Raw genomic sequence first — 18,108 nt, forward strand, 5'->3', positions numbered from 1 at the left:
CGGTTCCTGCAGGGCTGCCCCGCGCCCCCCACTCGCGGGGCCGCCCTCAGACCAACGGCCGTACCGACATCAGGAGATGCTCGTGCGCGGGCGGCGACGCCCCTTCCGCCGTGTCCAGCGCGTCCTCCTGGGTGTCGTGCCCGGTGAGCATGGCGCGCTGCCCCGGACCCATCAGCCGGAACCGGACGACCGGTGCGTCGAACGAGGCCAGCGCGTCCATCAGGTAGGAGGGGTTGAAGGCGGCCACCATCTCCTCGGCACCCGCCAGCGCGGCGGGCAGCCGCTGGGACGCCACGTCGTCCTCGTAACCGGCCTGGAGCAGCACCGAGTCGCCCTGGAAGGCGAATTGGAGCGGGCTGTCGTTGTCCGCCACCACCGAGACCCGCTTCACCGCCTCGACCAGGGGTTCGCGCTCCGTGACCGCCGTGACCGGGTCCCGCAGCGCGAACAGCTTGTCGTGGCGCGGCAGTCGGCCGTCCAGGAGCCGGACCGTGGTGCGCGTCCCGGCCAGTTCGAATCCGGCGGAGCCGCTGTCCAGCGCGAGGCTGACCATGCCCGCGCGGCCGAAGGAGCGGGCGATCTCGGTGAGCCGCCGGGCCGAGACCACGACATCCGCCGAGACGCCCGCGGCTTCGGGCTTCCAGCCGAGGGTGCGGACCGCGAAGCGGTAGCGGTCCGTCGCCGCCAGGGTCATCCGGTCGCCGTCCAGCCCCAGCCGGATCCCGGTGAGCGTCGGCAGGGTGTCGTCCCGGCCCGCCGCCACCGCCACATCCGCGACGGCCGCCGCGAACTCCGCGCTGTCCACCGCGCCGAGGACCTCCGGCAGCGGCGGCAGCGAGGGGTAGTCGTCGAGCGGCAGCACGGACAGGCCGAATCCGGCGCCGCTGCCCGTCACCGTGAAGCGGGAGCCCTCCACCGCGCACTCCACCGCGCCCTCGGGCAGCACCCGGCACACGTCCAGCAGCCTGCGGCCCATCACGAGGACCTTGCCGGGCCGCAGGATCTCGGCGTCCACCTCGATCCGGGCGGACGCCTCGTAGTCGAGCCCGGAGACGCACAGCCGGCCGTCCACCGCTTCCAGCAGCAGACCGCCCAGCACGGGAACGGGTGACCTCGTGGGCAGCACTCGGGCCGCCCAGCCGACGGCGTCGGCCAGTGCGCCGCGCTCGATCCGGAACTCCATGGTGGTGACCTCTCCTCGTGCGCCGACGACCATCTCTGGTTCCGACGCTAAGGGTCACCACTGACAACGCGGCTCTCGGCGGGAAGGGCGGCCGCGCCGACGACAGCGGCCACCCCCGTGGGCCGCTGCCGTCGTCCCCCGTGCCTCTCCCCCGAAAGGCCCGCAACCGCGTTCGGACTTTAGGCCGCGGGGTAGGGGGCGGTAAAGATTCGGTTCGCACTGTGTGGCCGGTGAGGGGTATCAGTTCGCACAGCCAAACCGGTACTCTGCATTCCGGTTTCTGGCCGGAGCAGGGCAGCAGCAGGGCAGAAGCGGGGGCGGTGTGCACGCGCGGAGTCGCGCCGACGACGTCATACGGATGCACGGACTCGCCCGTGCCGGTGGCTCACGGGAGCTGCTGCGCTGGGTGTCCGGCCGGGCCGCCGGCTGGGCGGGGCTGCTCGGCCGCGACGGGACCGTGCTGTACGGCGTCGCCCGGGACCCCGACGCCGCGACCGCCGGATCGGCCGCCACCGCCGCCGAGGGGGTACGGGAGCTGACGGCGCTCGGAGCCCGTTCCCTCGCCCTCGACCGGGGCGGGCACACCGCGTTGATGTTCGCCCTGGACGGACCGCCGGACAGCGCCGCACCGGTTCTCGCCGTGATCGCCCGCCGCCCGCTCCCGGAGCGGCTGGCCGTGCTCCTGTCCGACGCGGCCCTGCCGCTCTCCATGTGCTGGGCGGCCGAGACCGTGGAGCGCAAGCGGCGCCGGGTCGATCTGGCCGAGTCGCGTGGCCGCGAGGCCGTACTGCACCTGCTCATGACCGGCCAGCTGTCGATCGCGCACCAGGTGGCCGGCGCGCTGAAACCCGCCCTGCCCGACCCCGTCCGGGTCTGCGTCGTCGAGTGCCCCGGCGACAGCAGGGACGAGGTGGCCCGGATCTGTACGGACCTCTCCGGCGGCCGGACCTGGATCGTGCGGTGCCCGGTGTACGCGCGCCATCTGATCCTCATCGCGCCGGCCGGACCGGAACCGGCGGACGGGCGGCTCGGCCCCCGGGTGGCCGGGGTGGTGGACGACTGCGTGGTGGGCATCAGCGAGGACGTACCGCTGTCCGATACGGCGACCGCCTACCGCCAGGCGTTCCACGCGCTGGCCGTCGCCCGCGGGCTGCCCGGCCGGCACGCGGGATTCGGCGCGGCGCCCGAGCCCGCGCTGATGGTCGGCGCCGAGGGGGCGCGGTGGGCCGACGCGCTGCTGGCGCCGCTCCTCGGCCACCTGCCGAGGCGCGGCCAGGACCCGGGCAGTCAGGAGCTCGCGGCGACCCTGGCGTCCTGGCTCGCGTTCTCCTCGCACGCGACCGCGCACCTGAAGATCCACCGCAACACCCTGGCCGCACGGCTGCGGCTGATCGGCGAGCTGCTGGGCCTGGACCTGGACCGGGTCGCCGACCAGGCCGCGCTCGATCTGGCCCTGGCCGTCCGCGCCACGCCCACCCTGCCCAGGCCGGGCCGTCCGGCCGGGGGCGCCCGGACGCCCGCCCCCTCGCTGGACGAGATCCTGCGCACCCCGGCGGTCCGCGCCTGGGCGGCCCAGCAGCTGCGCCCGCTCGGCGCCCCCGGTACGGCCGGCCGCACCGCCGATCCGTACACCACCCTGCGCACCTGGCTGGAGTGCGAGGCCCAACTCGGTGCGACGGCGGCGGCGTTGTCCATCTCCGTACCGGCGGTGCGCAAGCGTCTCACCCGGCTGGAGGCCGTACTGCGGCGCTCGCTGCTGCGGACGCCGAGCGCCCGCTACGACCTGTGGCTGGCCTTCCGGGCGCTGGACCTCACCGGGGGCGGACAGCCGGACGGGGGGCACCCGCGGCCATGAGGCCGCCGGTGCCCCCCGTCCACGGGAGCCCGCGCGTCAGCAGCTCAGGTTGGATCCGGGCGTGGTGCCGAGGATCGATACGAAGGACTGGTAACGGTCGATCCGGCTCTGCACCTGGGCGGGGTTGCCGCCGTTGCACTCGATGGAGCCGTTGATGGAGCGGATCGTCTCGCCGAATCCGGCGCCGTTCACCATGGCGTTGTGGGCCGTCATGGTGCCGGGGCCGTTCTGGGTGTTCCAGTACCAGAGGCCGGTCTTCCAGGCCACGGCCGCGTCCTGCTCGACCAGGTAGGGGTTGCCCAGCAGGTCGATGCCGAGGGCGTCACCGGCGGCCTTGTAGTTGAAGTTCCAGCTGAGCTGGATCGGGCCGCGCCCGTAGTACGCGGCCTGGCCCGCCGGGCAGCCGTAGGGCTGGGTGCTGTCGCAGTAGTGGGGGTAGTTGGCCGTGTTCTGCTCGACCACGTACACCAGACCGCCGGTCTCGTGGCTGACGTTGGCGAGGAAGGCGGCCGCCTCCTGCTTCTTCACCGTGTCGCTGCCGGTGTTGGCGAAGCCGGGGTAGGCGTCCAGCGCGGCGGTCAGCCCGCTGTACGTGTAGAAGGGGTTGCGGCCCGGGAACATCTGGTTGAACTGCGCCTCGCTGACGATGAAGTCCGCGGAGGAGCCCGGGTCACCGGGGTCGGTGCCGCCGCCGCCACAACTGCCCGCGTCCGCCCAGACGTCGGAGCTGCCGGGCGTCTCGTTCTGGGTCCACCACTTGGCGGTCCAGTTGTGCCCGTTGTACGAGGCGGAGCCGCCGCCCGTGTAGACGGACGAGGAGTTCCAGGCGGCCGCGCAGTCGGCTGCCGAAGCGGTGGTGGCGGGGAGGATGACAAGCGTCGCGACGACCGCGCCCAGCGCGGTGAGCAGGCCCATGATGCGTCTGATCATGTGAACACTCCTTCGGCGCGGCGCACCGAGCTCATCGGTGCGCCGCCATGGGGGGTGCCGACACTCAAGCGCCCTGGTCTGGACCTGTCAAGGTCTAGACCATCGTTAGGAAACCTTCCCACTCCACCACCCCCACGCGCACCGATCACCCGGCTCCCACGTGACACGCAGCCCCAACAGCACTGATTTCGGAAGGAGTCGCTCCGCACCCGCCCCGGAGACCGCGACGGGCCCGAAGGTAAAACCTTCGGGCCCGTCCAGCATGCGGGACGTTCTACTGTCCGACCGGTCAGCCGCATCGGAGCCGACGGATCATCAACAGGTCAGCCCGGAACCGGGGTCGGTGCCGATGATCCCGGTGATCCGCTCGTACGCGGCGACCCGCGCCCGCACCGAATCGGGGTTGCCTCCGTCGCACTCCAGCGCGCCGTTGAGCGAGCGGATCGTCTCGCCGAACCCGGCGCCGCCGACCATGGCCTCGTGCGAGGTCATGGTGCCGGGGCCGTTCTGGGTGTTCCAGTACCAGAGCGCGGTCTGCCAGGCGACCGACGGGTCCTGCTCGACCAGCCACGGATCGTTCAGCAGGTCGAGGCCGAGCGCGTCACCGGCGGCCTTGTAGTTGAAGTTCCAGCTGAACATGATCGGGCCGCGCCCGTAGTACGCGGACTGACCGGCCGGACAGCCGAAGGGCTGGCTGTAGTCGCACTTGATCCAGTAGTTGGCCTCGTTGATCTCCTTCACGTACTGGAGCCCGACCGACTCGAAGTCGGCATGGGTCAGGAACGCCGCCGCCTCCCGGCTCCGCATCGCCTCGGTCCCGGTGTTCGCGAAGCGCGGGTAGGCGTGCAGGGCGTCGATCAGCCCCTGGTACGTGTAGAAGGGGGCGCGGTCCGGGAAGATCCGGTCGAACTCCGCCTCGCTGATGACGAAGTCGGAGACCCCTCCCGTACAGGCCCCGGCGTCGGTCCAGACGGTGGTGGCGCCCGGATTCTCGTTCTGCGTCCACCACTTGGCCGTCCAGTTGCGGCCGTGGTGCGAGACGGTGCCGCCTGCCGTGTAGGCGGTCGAGGAGCTCCAGAGCGGCGCGCACGCGGCGGCCGGGCCGGGCTCGGGGGCCGCCGCGTTCGCCGTGGCGGGGAAGAAGGCCGCCGTCGCGATGACGGCACTCAGGACGGTCAGGACGCTCTTGATGCGGTTCAGCGCTGCTCACTCCTTCGACAGGACCTCGGCGGACGGGCCGTCCGGGCATCCCGACACCCAACCCCGATTGGTCTGGACCTGTCAAGGTTCGGACCAATCGCAGTGCTGCGGACGCCTGTTGGTCATATTTCGGCCATCCGTCCGCCCATCGGCGCCCCTACGGTGACGCGCACCCGAACCCGTACAGGCGTCCGACAGGCAGGAGGCCGGAGCGTGGAGTGGCTCAGCGCAGAGAACGTCGTGGCCGTGGCGACCGCCGTACTGGGCGTCCTCGCCTCCGTCGGCGTGCTCTGGTACGAGCGCCGGGTGCCCCGGCGCAAACGCATCGGCTACCGGGTGCAGATGGACACCCCGATCGGCAGTGACGCCGGCCAGGGCCGGGCCAACGTCCGGCTCGGGCTCTTCGACGAGACACCGGACATGTCCGACGCCACCCTCGTCCTGCTGCGCGTCGAGAACGACGGATCGCAGTCCATCGCCCGCGGCGACTACACCGGGCCTGACGAACAACTGCACGGCCTGGTCGTCGAGTTCACCGAACGCCGGGTCCGCGGCATCGCCGTCACCCACTCCCCCGGCGCCGACCACCTCATGGACCACTTCACCCCGTCCGCCGGGCTGCGCGAGAGCGGCTCCCTGATCCGGCTGCCGCGCGTGCCGCTCAACCGGGGCGAGCACTTCAAGCTGCTGGTCCTGCTGACCGGTTCCCGGGTGGGCTCCCCGATCCGGGTCACCGGCGGCATCCGGGACGGCGAGGTGACGCCGAACAAGGCGGCCCGCCCCGACGAGAAGCCCCCGCTGTTCGGCCGGGCCGCCCGGTCCATCACCGTCGCGCTGACCGTCTGTGTCGTCACGCTGGCCGCCATCATCCTGGTACGGGACGACACCCGCCCGCCCATCGGCTGCGCCCGCGGCGAGCTGACCCTGACCGGCTCCACCGCCTTCGCCCCGGTCCTGCGGGAGCTGGCGGCGAAGTACGGCGAGGCGTGCGAGGGGGCCACCGTCACCGTGGACGCGCACGGCAGCACGGCGGGGATACGCGAACTGGCCGACCGGGGTACGGCGGCCGGGAAGTCCGGGTCGCCCGCTCTGGTGGCCTTCTCCGACGGGTCCAAGCCGAGCGGCTTCCCGCAACTGCGCGAGAACCGCGTCGCCGTCTCGCTCTTCCGCCTGGTCGTCAACGACCGGGTCCCGCTGAAGAACCTGACCGGCGACGACATCCGCCGGATCTACCGGGGCGACATCCACGACTGGCGGCAGCTGGGCGGCCCGGACCTGCCCGTACTGCTGGTCAGCCGGGACGCCAACTCCGGTACCCGCGAGGTGTTCCAGCGCCGCGTCCTGGGCCGCAACGAGCCCGCCCAGTCCTCCCGCGACTGCACCACGAAGGACGACCCGCGGGCCCCCGTCATCCGCTGCGAACTCGACTCCACCGAACAGGTCCTGGCCGAGGTGGGCCGGCTCCCCGGCGCGATCGGCTACAGCGAACTGCGCTCCGGCACCAAACCCGCCGGGGCGCACCCGGTCGCCATCGACGGCGACACCCCGTCCGTCGACACGATCGGCACCGGCGGCTACCCGTACCGGGAGATCGAGTACGCGTACACCTACGGCAGCCCGCCCGCCGACTCGCTGGCCTCCAGCTTCCTGGCCTACCTCAGCCGGGGCAGCGGCCAGGACGTCGTCCGCACCCACGGCCACCTGCCGTGCGCGACGCCCCAGGGGCTGCGGATCTGCGGGGAGGAATGAGAGGGGCGGCCGGGGCGCACTCCGCGCCCCGGCCGCCCCTCACGGTGTTCCCTACAGGAACGAGTTGATCTCGATCGTCTCGGTCCGGCCGGGGCCGACGCCGATCGCGGAGATCGGGGCGCCGGACATCTCCTCCAGCGCCTTCACGTAACCCTGCGCGTTCTTCGGCAGGTCGGAGAAGGTCTTCGCCTTGGTGATGTCCTCGGACCAGCCCGGCAGCATCTCGTAGACGGGCTTCGCGTGGTGGAAGTCGGTCTGGTTGTACGGGAGCTCCTCGACGCGCTTGCCGTCGATCTCGTACGCCACACACACCGGGATCCGCTCCCAGCCGGTCAGCACGTCCAGCTTGGTGAGGAAGAAGTCGGTGAGGCCGTTGACCCGGGTCGCGTACCGCGCGATCGGGGCGTCGAACCAGCCGCAGCGGCGGTCACGACCGGTGGTGACACCGCGCTCGCCACCGATCCTGCGCAGCGCCTCGCCGTCCTCGTCGAGCAGCTCCGTCGGGAACGGACCGGCGCCGACGCGCGTCGTATAGGCCTTGAGGATGCCGATGACCCGGCTGATCTTCGTCGGTCCCACGCCGGAACCGGTGCAGGCGCCGCCCGCGGTCGGGTTCGACGAGGTGACGAAGGGGTACGTGCCGTGGTCGACGTCGAGCAGCGTGCCCTGACCGCCCTCGAAGAGGACGACCTTGCCCGCGTCGATGGCGTCGTTCAGGATCAGCGAGGTGTCGGCGACGAAGGGCTTGATCTGCTCCGCGTACTGGAGCATGTCCTCGACGACCTTGGGGGCCTCGATGGCGCGCCGGTTGAAGACCTTGGCCAGCAGCTGGTTCTTCTGCTCCAGGGCCGCCTCGACCTTCTGCTCCAGGATCGACTCGTCGTAGAGGTCCTGGACGCGGATGCCGACCCGGTTGATCTTGTCGGCGTACGTCGGGCCGATACCGCGCCCGGTCGTGCCGATCTTGCGCTTCCCGAGGAACCGTTCCGTCACCTTGTCGACGGTGACGTTGTACGGGGTGATCAAATGGGCGTTACCGCTGATCAGCAGCTTGGACGTGTCCACGCCGCGGTCGTTCAGCCCACTCAGCTCGGAGAGCAGGACGGCCGGGTCGACCACGACACCGTTTCCGATGACCGGGGTACACCCCGGTGACAGGATTCCGGAGGGGAGGAGATGCAGTGCGTACTTCTGGTCGCCGACGACCACCGTGTGGCCGGCATTGTTGCCGCCCTGGTATCGCACCACATAGTCCACGGATCCACCGAGGAGGTCGGTGGCCTTCCCCTTGCCCTCGTCACCCCACTGAGCACCGAGCAGCACAAGTGCGGGCACAGGCGTACACCCCTTCCGGGCGGGGCATGTCCAAGGTCAGGGGGCGTACGTAAACGTCGTACATGCCGTACGACGTTGTACGACAAGGCCTGAACCGTCGAACCGGGTGCCCCGGAATAGACCAAGCCCCTGGCGCAATAGCGCAAGGGGCTCTTGCACCAAGATGCTACCCGAGGAAGGACCGAGGTGTCGGCTGCCCAGCCCCCCGGTAACGGTGCGCCCCATCTGCTGGTGGTGATCGATCCGGTCGCCCGCCGGACGGACGGCGAGTCCGTCCGTATCGCGAAGGACGTGCTGAGCGCGGGCTCGCACGCCAAGATCTGCCTCCCGGACGGGCCGGAGGAGTTCGCCCGCGCCCTCTCCCGCAGGGGCTCCCGGCGGCCGGTGGTGATCGGTGACGACCGGGCGCTGCGGCGGGCGGTGGCCCAGCTGCACCGGGAGCGGGAACCGGCCGGAAGCGCCCTTTCGCTGATCCCGGTCGGCGCGGCGGCGGCCCTGGAACTGGCTGTTTCCCTCGGCGTGCCGTCCAGCGCGGTGGAGGCGGCCCGCACCGCGCTGGACGGGGCCGTGCGGCGGCTGGACCTGATGGTCGACGACAGTGACGGCGTGGTCCTGGGCGCGCTGCGCATCCCGGCCCCGAGCAGCGCCCCGGGCACGGAGGGCTCCCACTCGGCCGTCACGGCGGTCTGGGACACCTGCCGCTCCCTGGTCCGGACCCTGGTGCGCCCGGCGCCCTCCGCCCTGCCCGCGCCGCTGCGCACGCACCGGCTGCGGATCGAGGCGGACGGGGTCCTGCTGAACGACCTGGATCGGCCGGTCGAAGCGGTGACGGTGACCTCGGGGTGCGGCGTCGGCGGCGTCGGCGGCCTCGCGGAGGTCACGATCCACCCGCCGGACGGCGACCCGGTGAGCACCGGGGCCAAGGCCGTCACGATCTCGGGGCCCGACTTCCGCTACCGCGCGGACATACAGGTCGGCGGGCCGGTGCGGACGCGCACCTGGACGGTGCGGGCGGGGGCGTGGGGGCTGATGCTGCCGGTGCAGGCGGCGTAGACCCCCGGTGCGGGCCGCCCCGGGCGGCGCTCAGGGGCCCGCGTATCCGTCCGCCGCCGGGAGGCCGAGCGTCTTGCGGTGGTCGTGCCAGCGGGCCATCAGCCCCTCCAGCTCCGACTGGAGGAACTCGAAGAAAGCCGCCGTCTCCGCGATCCGGGCGCCGGCGGGCGTGTGCTCGCCCAGCGTGCGGGCCCCCTCCCTGAGGGTGCGCTCCCAGCGGGTCAGCACCTGGTCGCGGCTGGCGAAGGTGGTGTACCAGATCTCGTTGTGCAGGCGGTAGCGGTCGCGGCGCGAGCCCGGTTCGCGCTCCCGGCCGACCATGCTGACCTGAGTGAGGTAATTCACCGCGCCGGACACGGCGGCCGGGCTGATCTGAAGCGCCAGGGCGAGCTCGGCGGAGGTCATCGAGGCGTCGTCGTCCGCGAGCAGGGCGGCGAAGACCCGGGACGCCATCCGCTGCATCCCCGCCTCCGTCATCTCGGACGCGAACCGCTCGACGAAGCGCGAGACCGCCTCCGCGTCCCGCTGCACGGGCGCCCCGGCCGGGTCCTGCCGGTCCTCTGCTGTCTCCGCGGATTCGCTGCTCATCAGCCCCATCGTCTCCCTGCGTACCCATCCCGGTCCCGCCCCCGTCACTCGTCCGAGTTTATACGTTTCCTTAACTTCACAAGTTTGTGAAAGTAGCGTACGTTCAAAATCATGACGAAGGCAATCACCGTGGCCGGACTGCACAAGTCGTTCGGCCGGACGCATGCGCTGGACGGGCTCGACCTGACCGTCGAGTCCGGTGAGGTCCACGGCTTCCTCGGGCCCAACGGATCGGGGAAGTCCACCACCATCCGGGTCCTGCTGGGCCTGCTGCGGGCCGATTCGGGCGCCGCCCAGCTGCTCGGCCGCGACCCTTGGCGCGACGCGGTGGAGCTGCACCGGCGGGTGGCGTATGTCCCCGGTGACGTCACGCTGTGGCGCAACCTCTCCGGCGGCGAGGTGATCGATCTGTACGGGCGGCTGCGCGGCGGGCTGGACGACGCCCGCCGCGCGGAGCTCGTGGAGCGGTTCGAGCTCGACCCGACCAAGAAGGGCCGTACGTACTCCAAGGGCAACCGGCAGAAGGTCGCGCTGGTCGCCGCGTTCGCCTCCGATGTGGACCTGCTGGTCCTGGACGAGCCGACGAGCGGGCTCGATCCGTTGATGGAGGAGGTCTTCCAGAGCTGTGTCGCCGAGGAGCGCGAGCGCGGGCGCACGGTGCTGCTCTCCAGCCACATCCTCAGCGAGGTCGAGTCGCTCTGCGACCGGGTCTCCATCATCCGCCAGGGCCGGACGGTGGAGACGGGCTCGCTGGCCGGGATGCGCCACCTGACGCGTACGAACATCAAGGCCGAGCTGGCCGGTGAGCCGGAGGGGCTGTCCGCGCTGCCCGGGGTGCACGACCTGGACGTGCGGGGGCACGAGGTCTCGCTCCAGGTCGATACGGACAAGCTCGACGCCGTCCTGAGATCGCTCACCGCGTCCGGGGTCCGGTCGCTGACCAGCACCCCGCCCACGCTGGAGGAGCTGTTCCTGCGCCACTACACGGCCGACGCGGGCGCGGGCGCCGACACGGGGGTGGCGGCGCGATGACCGCCGTGACCATGACCGCACAGGCCGGCAGCGGCCGCCGGACCGGGACCGGCACCGGACAGCTCGCGGGGACCTGGGCCCTGCTGAGGCTCGCCCTGCGGCGCGACCGGGTCATCATGCCGCTCTGGGTGATCGTGCTCGGCGGCTCCTTCTCCTCCGTCGGGAAGTCCATCTCCTCGCTCTACGGCACCGAGGCCCAACGCGCCGAGCTCGCCGCCTCGATGAACGGCAACAGCTCCCTGCGGGCGATGTACGGGCCGGTGTTCAGCGACTCCGTCGGCGGGCTCGTCAGCTGGCGCATGATCGCCTTCGGCGCCGCGCTGGCCGCGGTGATGAGCCTGGTGGTCGTCGTGCGGCACACCCGAGAGGAGGAGGAGACCGGCCGTCAGGAGATGCTCTCCTCCGCCATGGTGGGCCGCCGCGCCCCGCTGACCGCCGCACTCCTCGCGGCCGTCGTCGCCAACGCCGCGCTGGCCCTGGTGATCATGGCCGGGATGGCCGGCTCCGGGGCGGGCGGCGCGGGGGCGGTGGCGATCGCGCTGGCCGTCGCCGGGGTCGGTGTGCTGTTCGCCTGCACCGCCGCGATCGCCGCCCAGTTCACCGAGAGCGCCCGGCTCGCGAAGGGGCTGACGGCCGCGGTGATCGGCGCCGCGTTCGTCCTGAAGGCGGCGGGCGACTCCGCGACGGACGACGGTTCGTCCGTGTTCACCTGGCTCTCCCCGATCGGCTGGGCGGAGAACGTCAGACCGTACGCGGACGAACGCTGGTGGGTGCTCCTGGTGATCGGCGGGGCCGTGGCGGTGCAGTGCGCCGCGGCGTACGCGCTGACCGGGCGGCGCGATGTCGGCATGAGCTTCCTGGCGACCCGGCCGGGGCCCGCCCGGGGCCGGATCTCCACCGCCTTCGGGCTGGCCGTGCGGCTCCAGCGCGGCGCGCTGCTGGGCTGGACGGTGTCGTTCGCCGCGGTCGGCGCCGTCTTCGGCGGGCTGACCGGCGGAGCCGCCGATCTCGTGGGGGACAACGAGAAGACCAGGGAGATCTTCGAGCGGATGGGCGGCCAGGCCGGTCTGACCGACGCGTTCCTCGCCTCGATGGTCTCCGTGCTCGGCACGGTGGCGGCGCTGTACATCGTCTCCTCCGTGCTGCGCCCGCACGGCGAGGAGACCGCCGGGCGGGCCGAGCCGGTGCTGGCGGGCGGGGTCGGCCGGATCGGCTGGGCGGCCGGCCATCTGCTCATCGCCTTCGGCGGCGCCGCCCTGATCATGGTGGCCGGCGGCCTCGGCCTCGCCGCCGGATACGGGCACGAACTGCCCGCCGTGCTCGGCGCCGCAATGATACAACTGCCCGCCGTCTGGCTGCTGGGCGGGGTGACGGCCCTGCTGTACGGGGCGCTGCCCAAGGCCGCCCCGGCCGCCTGGGGGCTGGTCGGGATCTGTCTGGCCCTGGGCTGGATCGGCCCGGCCCTGGATCTGCCGCAGCCGGTGATGGACCTGTCGCCGTTCACGCACCTGCCGAAGCTGCCGGGGGCGGAGCTGGTGTGGGGTCCGGCGGTGCTGCTCACCGTGCTCGCGGCAGCCCTGACAGCGGGAGGACTGGCCGCGCTGCGGCGGCGCGACATGCTGAGCTGAGGAGTCCGCTCCCCGCGCGTGCGGGGATGCCGCCCGAGCGGGACGGTCCGCAACCACGCGTGGCCCGGTGGGCGTCATCGCCCATATGGATGACCGCAGGGAAGCGCTCGACGGAGTTGCCGGATTCGCCGTGGCCGCAGCCGGGGCCGCCGCGGGGATGCTCGTCTGGGCGCCCTACGCGCGGCGCGGCATCCTGGGCGGCTTCGAGGGTGAGGCCGAGTGGGACATCCTCTGGCAGGGGCTGCCGGTCATGACGCTGGGCGGCGTCGCGGCCGCGCTGGGCACGCTGTGCCTGGTACGGGGGAGATGGCGGCGGGCCCTCGCGTTCGGAGCGCTCCTCACGGCACTGGCAGTCGTCGGGGTCACGTTCCAGGTACTCGAAGGACCGCCCTCGCCCTGCGGGTATTCGCCCTGCTGAGACCCACCGGGGCCCGCCGTTCACAGCTCGACGCGCAGTTCCTTCACGCCACGGATCACGTACCCGGGGTTCCACTCCGGTTCCTCCGCCAGCCGCATGTCCGGTGCCTTGCGCAGCAACTCTCCGAAGGAGGCGGCCAGTTCCACCCGGGCCAGCGGGGCGCCCAGGCAGAAGTGGATGCCGGCGCCGAAGGTGATGTGCGGGTTCTCCTGCCGGGAGAGGTCCAGGGTGTCCGGCTCGGGGAAGCGGGCCGGGTCGCGGTTGGCCGAGCCGAAGAGCAGCGCCACCTCGGAACCCCGAGGGATGACCGTGCCGCCGATCTCGATGTCGTCCAGGACCCAGCGCTCGAACATCTGAAGAGGGGTGTCGTACCGCATCAGCTCCTCGATCGCGGACGGCAGCAGCCCGTGGTCGGCCCGCAGCGCGGCCAGCTGCTCGGGGTGGCGCAGCAGCGTCCACCAGCCGTTCACCGTGGTGTTGACGGTCGCCTCGTGCCCGGCGTTCAGCAGCAGCACGCAGGTGGAGACCATCTCCTGCTCGGTCAGCCGCTCGCCCTCGTCGTGGGCGGCGATGAGCGCGGAGATCAGATCCGTACCCGGGTCGCCGCGCCGCTGGGCGATCAGTTCGCGCAGGTACGCGGAGAAGTCGACCGAGGCGCGCACGGCGGCGCGGGCGGTTTCCTCGGACGGGTTCAGCTCGTACATCCCGCAGATCGCCGCGGACCAGGGCCGCAGCGGTGCGCGGTCGGACTCCGGGATGCCGAGCATCTCGGCGATCACCGCGACGGGCAGTGGCTCGGCCACCGCCGTGAGCAGATCGCCCCCGCCCCGCGCGACGAAGTCGTCGACGAGCCCGGCGGCCAGCCGCCGGACGGTCGGCGCGAGCTGCTCGACGGTGCGCGGGGTGAACGCCTTGGAGACCAGCCGCCGGATCCGGGTGTGGTCCGGGGGCTCCAGGTCCAGCAGCCCCTGCCCGTTGAGCGTCTCGAACGGCTCGTGCTCGGCGGGCGGGGCGGTCCGGCCGAACTCCTCGTGGGTGAACCGGTGCAGGTACGTCCGCCCCAGCCGCCGGTCGCGCAGCAGCGCGGACACATCGGCGTGGTGCGGGACGAGCCACTGGTCCGTGGGCTCGAAGTAGTGCGCCCGGCCGGTGGCGCGCAGCTCGGCGTAGGCGGGATACGGGTCGGCGACGAACGCCGCCGACCACGGATCGAAGGGGGCGGCGGAGCCTGCGGCGGCACGCGGGGGCTGGTTCATGAACCGACGCTAACCGGCCACCCGCCACCGGACCAGCCCCCACCTGCCGAAACCGGAACCGGGGCCCGGCCCGCTCGGCCCAGCCCGGCCCGCTCGGCCCAGTCCCGGCCCGCCCCGGACCGCCCCCTCAGGCCGGCGTGACCAGCCGGGCCTCGTAGGCGAAGACGGCCGCCTGGGTGCGGTCGCGCAGGCCCAGCTTGACCAGGATGCGGCTCACATGGGTCTTGATGGTGGACTCCGCGACCACCAGGTGCGAGGCGATCTCCCCGTTCGACAGACCCTGGGCGATGAGGACCAGCACCTCCGTCTCGCGCTCGGTGAGGTCACCGATCCGGGCGAGCGCGGGCGGGCGCGGGGCGGCCGCGAGCTTGGAGAACTCGTTGATCAGCCGCTTGGTGACGGTGGGGGCGAGCAGCGCCTCTCCGGAGGCAACCACCCGTACGCCGTCCGCGAGCTGCCGGGCCGAGGCGTCCTTGAGGAGGAAGCCGGACGCGCCGGCGCGCAGCGCCTGGTAGACGTACTCGTCGAGGTCGAAGGTGGTCAGCACCAGCACCTTGGCGTCCCGGTCGGCGGCGACGATCTCGCGGGTCGCCTCGATCCCGTTCAGCTCCGGCATCCGGATGTCCATCAGCACCACGTCGGGGCGGAGGGCGGCGACCTGCGAGACCGCCTCGCGGCCGTTGACCGCCTCGCCCACGACCTCGATGCCCGGCATCGCGTTGAGCAGCACGGAGAACCCCTCGCGGACCATCATCTGGTCGTCGACGATCAGGACCCGGATCACCGCGTCCGGGGCGATGGGGGTCGTCATGACTGCTCCACGGGGGCCTCGGAGGGGGTGTGCTGGACCGGGATGAAGGCGGTGACCTCGTAACCGCCTTCCGCGGTCGCCTCCGCGGTCATCTCACCGTTCAGCATCCCGACCCGCTCCCGCATCCCGGTGATCCCGTGCCCGGCCCCCGGCGAGGGTTTCACCGGGCCGGTCGGCGGGCCGTTGACCACGCGCAGCCCCAGCCCGCCCAGCACATAGCCGATCTCGACCCCGGCGGTGGCGCCCGGCGCGTGGCGCAGGGTGTTGCTGAGGGCCTCCTGGATGATCCGGTACGCCGACAGCTCGACGCCCTGCGGCAGTTCGCGCACCGCGCCGGTCACCGTCTTGCTGGTCGTCAGTCCCGCCTCCGCGACATTGGCGAGGAGCCCGTCCAGCTCGGCCAGGGTGGGCTGGGGCGCGTCCGGCGCCTCGTAGCCCTCGGCCCGTACGACGCCGAGCACCCGGCGCAGTTCGGTGAGCGCCGCGACGGCGTTCTCCCGGATCGTGATGAAGGCCTGCTCCAGCTCGGGCGGCGGATTCTCCACCCGGTACGGGGCGGCCTCGGCCTGGATCGCCACGACGGACATGTGGTGGGCGACCACGTCGTGCAGTTCGCGGGCGATGGTGGTGCGCTCCTCCAGCAGCGTGCGCCGGTCGCGCTCGACGGCGGTGACGGTGCGCTGCACGGTGACCTCGCGCTCCGCCTCCCGGCGGATGTGCACCAGGCTCACGACGAGCAGGGCGAACGCGGAGGACACGGCCATGGCAGCCGTGCCCGAGGAGGAGTCCCCGCCGGCGACGTTCACCACGAACGTGCCGAGCAGCAGGGTCAGCCCCCACATCCAGGCGGCGGTACGCGGCCGGGTCCGGGCCGCGACGACGTTCAGCACGACCAGATGGGCGAAGAAGGAGCTCGGCCCCCAAGGCCCGCCCCCGCCGCCGAACAGCGAGGTCACCGGGATCAGCGCCATCGACAGCCAGAACGCCCCGACCGGCCTGATCAGCGTCATCGCGACACAGACGGCGGGCAGCAGCCCGGACAGCAGGACACCGGCGTTGCCCGTCCTGGCGAAACCCTCCATGAACGCGATCAGCGCGGCGCCCAGCACCATCGCGTGCGGGGTCCACCCGGCGCGGGCCCTGAGCCGCGCCGGCAGCCGACGGGTCAGTGGCCCGTCGGTCCGCATGGGCGGCAGCGGGCGGTAGGCGAACGCGTCGTGTATCAGGTCCTGCCGCAGGCCTGCCATCGCTCCTGCGGCAGCCCGGAGCTCAGGGTTCGTGGTCTTGGTCTCGGTCACGTTTCCAAGGTAGGCGGCGCGGCGGGCGGGGTCGTCAGCACAGATACGGATCCTGCGCCGTCCGTCGCAAGTACTACGCGGCCACCGCGCGGGTCCGCCCGCGCCGCCCACCGCGGGTCTCACCAGGCGAGCTGGGCGATCTCCTCTGCCACCACCGCGCACGCGTCGGCCGCCGGATCGATCAGCGGGAAGTGCCCGACGCCGGGCAGCAGGGTCAGCATCACGGTCTCGCCCTCCTTGGCCGCCGCGTCGACGAACGCCTCCACGACCGTCTGCGGAACCGTGAGGTCCATGGTTCCCTGCACCACGGCGGTCGCGATGCCGGTGGGCAGCAGCTGCGCCGGGTCGGCCTGCGCGCTCCGCTCGGCGTAGTCCTCCTCGCGCCCCAGGAACTGCCCGATCGCCCCGGAGCACACATCGAGCCCGGTCGCCGACGCGAAGTCCGCGATGGGTGCGAGGGCCACCACGCCGCGCAGCGCGGGCGGCCGCGGCAGCCGCCACGGCGACCCTTCCGGCAGCACGTGCCGGGCGGCCGCCCACAGGGCCAGCTGCCCGCCCGCCGAGTGGCCGGTGACCACGATCCGCCGGGCGTCCGCCGCGGGCAGCTCCCGCGCCAGCAGCTCGGGCAGCGCGTCCATCGCCGCCGCGACGTCGTCGAAGGTCTCCGGCCAGCGGCCGGCGACCGGGCCCGAGCCGCGCTGCTGCGGGAGCTCGCTGCCGCGCCGGTACTCGACGCTGGCGACGGCGAATCCGCGCCGGGCCAGGAACCCCGCGAACGGGGAAATGTGGAGCCGGTCGTACGGGGCCCGCCACGCCCCGCCGTGCAGGACGACGACGACGGGCGCGCCGGTGCGGCCGTCGTGCGGGGCGTAGAAGTCGATCGTCTGGTCCGGGTGGCTGCCGTAGGAGGCGGAGGCGTCGGGGGCGACGACCGGATGCGAGAACGCGGACTCGGTCTCGGCTGCGTCCTGATCACGCGCGGCAGAATCCGACATGCTGCTCCAACCGTCCCTGACAATGCCCAACTGGGCTGACCTGCGGGGACGGTATCAGTATGAAGGCGCTCCCCGCCCCGGCGGCGGCCACCGCGACCGCCCGCCCGGACGGGGGTGCCGACAGGGGGTCCTAGTAGGCCGGGTCGTACATCCCGTTCCGCAGGTCCCCGAAGAAGTAGACCCAGAGGCTCTCCCTGGAGCTCGCCTCGGAGAAGACGAGCGGGTCGAGGCCGTCGAACTCGGCCTCGACGCCGTCCGCGAACCGGTCGAGCGCGGCCCGCGGCGAGGGAAGGATGAGGGGGCCGGTCCGCTCACGCGCCGTCAGCAGCTGGCGCCGGTGCAGCAGTTCCAGCATGTGCCGGAGCGAGGAGAGGTCCGTGTGCACCGGCCGGAAGTCCCCCTCGAAGAGCGCCATCCCGTCGGGGAACGCGTGCACCGTGCCGTCACCGAGGTGCAGGAAGAGGAACCAGCCCTGAACCGCGCCGAAGAGCAGCAGGTCACCGCAGTCCGCCTCGGCGATCTCGACGTCCGTACCGAGGTCGACCACGCTGGTCGGCTCTGCCTCGCAGTCGTCCGCGACGAGGGCCGGGGCCATCCGGAAGGGGCTCTGCGGGAAGCCCTCGTCGCACAACATGCGGAGGTCGTCCGGCCGCCGCACCACATCGGTGAGGACCGTGCGCGAGGCCCGTACGAAGCCGGAACGGCCGCTTCCGGCCGCCCCGTCGATGTCGAAGATCATGCGGTGCCACCCCCTCCGCCGCCCGCCCGCGACGAGGG

At 72.5% G+C, this 18,108-nt stretch carries 16 protein-coding genes; 6 read left to right on the top strand and 10 right to left on the bottom strand.

What is annotated here, in order from left to right; translation table 11 throughout:
- Window positions 1–46 precede the first annotated feature (46 nt).
- Window positions 47–1,183 carry a DNA polymerase III subunit beta gene (gene dnaN, locus ACFVQ0_RS14695; protein WP_390087961.1) on the bottom strand — a complete coding sequence of 379 codons (1,137 nt, stop codon included), beginning with the start codon at window positions 1,181–1,183 and terminating at the stop codon, window positions 47–49.
- Between the two features lie 358 nt (window positions 1,184–1,541).
- On the opposite strand from dnaN, the gene ACFVQ0_RS14700 reads away from it, so the two are divergent.
- Window positions 1,542–3,038, top strand: coding sequence for a helix-turn-helix domain-containing protein (locus ACFVQ0_RS14700; protein ID WP_390088836.1), 1,497 nt, complete (start codon window positions 1,542–1,544; stop codon window positions 3,036–3,038).
- A 36-nt stretch (window positions 3,039–3,074) separates the two neighbouring features.
- On the opposite strand, the gene ACFVQ0_RS14705 is transcribed toward ACFVQ0_RS14700, so the two are convergent.
- Together ACFVQ0_RS14705 and ACFVQ0_RS14710 are read right to left on the bottom strand one after the other, a co-directional pair.
- Window positions 3,075–3,968, bottom strand: coding sequence for a glycoside hydrolase family 19 protein (locus ACFVQ0_RS14705; RefSeq protein WP_390087963.1), 894 nt, complete (start codon window positions 3,966–3,968; stop codon window positions 3,075–3,077).
- 315 nt (window positions 3,969–4,283) lie between these two features.
- Window positions 4,284–5,138: a glycoside hydrolase family 19 protein gene (locus ACFVQ0_RS14710; RefSeq protein ID WP_390088838.1), complete on the bottom strand. Its 855-nt coding sequence runs from the start codon at window positions 5,136–5,138 to the stop codon at window positions 4,284–4,286.
- A gap of 243 nt (window positions 5,139–5,381) precedes the next feature.
- Here ACFVQ0_RS14710 and ACFVQ0_RS14715 point away from each other — a divergent pair, with 243 nt between their 5' ends.
- A complete protein-coding gene (locus ACFVQ0_RS14715) occupies window positions 5,382–6,917 on the top strand; it encodes a substrate-binding domain-containing protein (protein WP_390087965.1) in 1,536 nt (511 codons plus the stop codon).
- 51 nt (window positions 6,918–6,968) lie between these two features.
- Here ACFVQ0_RS14715 and ACFVQ0_RS14720 read toward each other — a convergent pair whose 3' ends face one another.
- Complete coding sequence (locus ACFVQ0_RS14720; protein WP_390087967.1) at window positions 6,969–8,252, bottom strand: adenylosuccinate synthase; 1,284 nt, start codon at window positions 8,250–8,252, stop codon at window positions 6,969–6,971.
- Window positions 8,253–8,438: 186 nt separating this feature from the next.
- Between ACFVQ0_RS14720 and ACFVQ0_RS14725 the strand changes: the two genes are divergently transcribed.
- Window positions 8,439–9,305, top strand: coding sequence for a diacylglycerol kinase (locus ACFVQ0_RS14725; protein ID WP_390087968.1), 867 nt, complete (start codon window positions 8,439–8,441; stop codon window positions 9,303–9,305).
- Window positions 9,306–9,335: 30 nt separating this feature from the next.
- Here the strand turns inward: ACFVQ0_RS14725 and ACFVQ0_RS14730 are convergent, their stop codons facing one another.
- Window positions 9,336–9,893, bottom strand: a complete 558-nt coding sequence (locus ACFVQ0_RS14730; RefSeq protein ID WP_390087969.1) for a GbsR/MarR family transcriptional regulator — start codon at window positions 9,891–9,893, stop codon at window positions 9,336–9,338.
- A gap of 111 nt (window positions 9,894–10,004) precedes the next feature.
- Here ACFVQ0_RS14730 and ACFVQ0_RS14735 point away from each other — a divergent pair, with 111 nt between their 5' ends.
- The 3 genes from ACFVQ0_RS14735 to ACFVQ0_RS14745 all read left to right on the top strand — a co-directional run bounded on the left by ACFVQ0_RS14735 (window position 10,005) and on the right by ACFVQ0_RS14745 (window position 12,971).
- Entirely contained in the window at window positions 10,005–10,925 is a 921-nt protein-coding gene (locus tag ACFVQ0_RS14735) for an ATP-binding cassette domain-containing protein (RefSeq protein WP_390087970.1), read from the top strand.
- Window positions 10,922–12,553, top strand: coding sequence for an ABC transporter permease (locus ACFVQ0_RS14740; protein ID WP_390087972.1), 1,632 nt, complete (start codon window positions 10,922–10,924; stop codon window positions 12,551–12,553). The genes ACFVQ0_RS14735 and ACFVQ0_RS14740 overlap by 4 nt, the downstream gene beginning before the upstream one ends.
- An 85-nt stretch (window positions 12,554–12,638) precedes the next feature.
- Window positions 12,639–12,971, top strand: a complete 333-nt coding sequence (locus tag ACFVQ0_RS14745) for a hypothetical protein (RefSeq protein ID WP_390087974.1) — start codon at window positions 12,639–12,641, stop codon at window positions 12,969–12,971.
- Between the two features lie 20 nt (window positions 12,972–12,991).
- On the opposite strand, the gene ACFVQ0_RS14750 is transcribed toward ACFVQ0_RS14745, so the two are convergent.
- The 5 genes from ACFVQ0_RS14750 to ACFVQ0_RS14770 form a co-directional block, all read right to left on the bottom strand.
- A complete protein-coding gene (locus ACFVQ0_RS14750) occupies window positions 12,992–14,227 on the bottom strand; it encodes a cytochrome P450 (RefSeq protein WP_390087976.1) in 1,236 nt (411 codons plus the stop codon).
- 127 nt (window positions 14,228–14,354) lie between these two features.
- On the bottom strand, window positions 14,355–15,038 hold the full coding sequence (locus ACFVQ0_RS14755) for a response regulator (RefSeq protein ID WP_390087978.1): 684 nt from the start codon (window positions 15,036–15,038) through the stop codon (window positions 14,355–14,357).
- Window positions 15,035–16,285: a sensor histidine kinase gene (locus ACFVQ0_RS14760; protein ID WP_390088840.1), complete on the bottom strand. Its 1,251-nt coding sequence runs from the start codon at window positions 16,283–16,285 to the stop codon at window positions 15,035–15,037. Before ACFVQ0_RS14760 ends, ACFVQ0_RS14755 begins: the two co-directional genes overlap by 4 nt.
- Before the next feature lie 170 nt (window positions 16,286–16,455).
- Window positions 16,456–17,331, bottom strand: a complete 876-nt coding sequence (locus ACFVQ0_RS14765) for an alpha/beta hydrolase family protein (protein ID WP_390087980.1) — start codon at window positions 17,329–17,331, stop codon at window positions 16,456–16,458.
- A 130-nt stretch (window positions 17,332–17,461) separates the two neighbouring features.
- Entirely contained in the window at window positions 17,462–18,070 is a 609-nt protein-coding gene (locus ACFVQ0_RS14770; protein ID WP_390087982.1) for an SUKH-4 family immunity protein, read from the bottom strand.
- Window positions 18,071–18,108: the final 38 nt, after the last annotated feature.

This window comes from Streptomyces sp. NPDC057900 (genome assembly GCF_042887885.1).
In the GTDB taxonomy this organism is placed as follows: Bacteria; Actinomycetota; Actinomycetes; order Streptomycetales; family Streptomycetaceae; genus Streptomyces.

Coding starts and splice junctions, on each gene's coding strand:
- dnaN (WP_390087961.1), bottom strand. CDS start 1,183: ATGGAGTTCCGGATCGAGCGCGGCGCACTGGCCGACGCCGTCGGCTGG.
- ACFVQ0_RS14700 (WP_390088836.1), top strand. CDS start 1,542: ATGCACGGACTCGCCCGTGCCGGTGGCTCACGGGAGCTGCTGCGCTGG.
- ACFVQ0_RS14705 (WP_390087963.1), bottom strand. CDS start 3,968: ATGATCAGACGCATCATGGGCCTGCTCACCGCGCTGGGCGCGGTCGTC.
- ACFVQ0_RS14730 (WP_390087969.1), bottom strand. CDS start 9,893: ATGAGCAGCGAATCCGCGGAGACAGCAGAGGACCGGCAGGACCCGGCC.
- ACFVQ0_RS14735 (WP_390087970.1), top strand. CDS start 10,005: ATGACGAAGGCAATCACCGTGGCCGGACTGCACAAGTCGTTCGGCCGG.
- ACFVQ0_RS14740 (WP_390087972.1), top strand. CDS start 10,922: ATGACCGCCGTGACCATGACCGCACAGGCCGGCAGCGGCCGCCGGACC.
- ACFVQ0_RS14745 (WP_390087974.1), top strand. CDS start 12,639: ATGGATGACCGCAGGGAAGCGCTCGACGGAGTTGCCGGATTCGCCGTG.
- ACFVQ0_RS14750 (WP_390087976.1), bottom strand. CDS start 14,227: ATGAACCAGCCCCCGCGTGCCGCCGCAGGCTCCGCCGCCCCCTTCGAT.
- ACFVQ0_RS14755 (WP_390087978.1), bottom strand. CDS start 15,038: ATGACGACCCCCATCGCCCCGGACGCGGTGATCCGGGTCCTGATCGTC.
- ACFVQ0_RS14760 (WP_390088840.1), bottom strand. CDS start 16,285: ATGGCAGGCCTGCGGCAGGACCTGATACACGACGCGTTCGCCTACCGC.
- ACFVQ0_RS14765 (WP_390087980.1), bottom strand. CDS start 17,331: ATGTCGGATTCTGCCGCGCGTGATCAGGACGCAGCCGAGACCGAGTCC.
- ACFVQ0_RS14770 (WP_390087982.1), bottom strand. CDS start 18,070: ATGATCTTCGACATCGACGGGGCGGCCGGAAGCGGCCGTTCCGGCTTC.